Consider the following 1,233-nt stretch of genomic DNA (forward strand, 5'->3'; position numbering starts at 1 on the left):
CGTCGCGCACGGCGCGCTTCATGTCTTCCACATCCTGGTACACGAGCTGGTCTGCGCCGATGATCTTGGCGATCTCTTCGTGCGTGCGCCCATAAGCCACCAGTTCGCCCCGCGTCGGCATATCGATACCGTACACGTTCGGGAACTTCACCGGCGGCGCGGCCGACGCGAAGATCACCTTCTTGGCACCGGCGTCGCGCGCCATCTGCACGATCTCCGACGACGTCGTGCCACGCACGATGGAGTCGTCGACGATCAGCACGTTCTTGTCCTTGAACTCAATCGCCATGGCGTTGAGCTTCTGGCGCACGGACTTCTTGCGCACCGCCTGGCCCGGCATGATGAAGGTGCGACCCACGTAGCGGTTCTTGAAGAAACCTTCGCGGTACGGCACGCCCAGGTGGTTGGCCACCTGCATGGCAGCCGGGCGGGACGAATCCGGAATCGGCATCACCACGTCGATCCTGTCGGTCACCTCGCGCTTGATCTTCTCGGCCAGGTAATCGCCCATGCGCAGGCGCGCGTCGTACACCGACACACCATCCATACGCGAATCCGGACGGGCCAGGTACACGTATTCAAAGATGCACGGCGAAAGCACCGGGTTGGCGGCGCATTGCTTGGTGTGCAGCTTGCCCTCGAGGTCGATGAAGACGGCCTCGCCAGGCGCCACGTCACGCTCGAACTTGAAGCCGATGCCTTCCAGCGCCACGGACTCCGAAGCGACCATGTATTCGATGTGGCCCTCCGGCGTTTCCTGGCTACCCAGCGCGAGCGGGCGGATGCCGAAGGGGTCGCGCACAGCCAGCACGCCGTAGCCCGAAATCTCGGCGGCGATGGCGTACGAGCCGCGCACGCGGCGGTGCAGGCCTTCCACCGCGGTGAAAATGGAATCGCGGTTCAGCGGAATGTCGTTGCTGGCGCGTTGCAATTCGTCGGCCAGCACGTTGAGCAGCACTTCAGAGTCGGACTGCGTGTTGATGTGGCGGCGGTCGCGCCGGAACATCTCGTCGCGCAGCTGATCGGAGTTCGTCAGGTTGCCGTTGTGCGCTAGCACGATGCCGAACGGCGCGTTGACATAGAACGGCTGGGCTTCTTCTTCGCTGGAGGAACCTGCGGTCGGATAGCGCACTTGGCCGATGCCGCTCGTACCCGGCAGCCCGCGCATGTTTCGCGTGCGGAACACGTCGCGCACCATGCCATTGGCCTTGTGCATGTGGAAAGTGCTGCCTG

At 63.7% G+C, this 1,233-nt stretch carries 1 protein-coding gene; it reads right to left on the minus strand.

Annotated features, from left to right (window positions below; genetic code table 11):
- Positions 1-1,233, minus strand: a 1,233-nt coding sequence (gene purF, locus FUT88_RS26010; RefSeq protein WP_147219393.1) for an amidophosphoribosyltransferase, incomplete at both ends; no start/stop codon positions are given.

The sequence above is a fragment of the Ralstonia sp. TCR112 genome, assembly GCF_007997035.1.
Lineage (GTDB): Bacteria > Pseudomonadota > Gammaproteobacteria > Burkholderiales > Burkholderiaceae > Ralstonia > Ralstonia edaphi.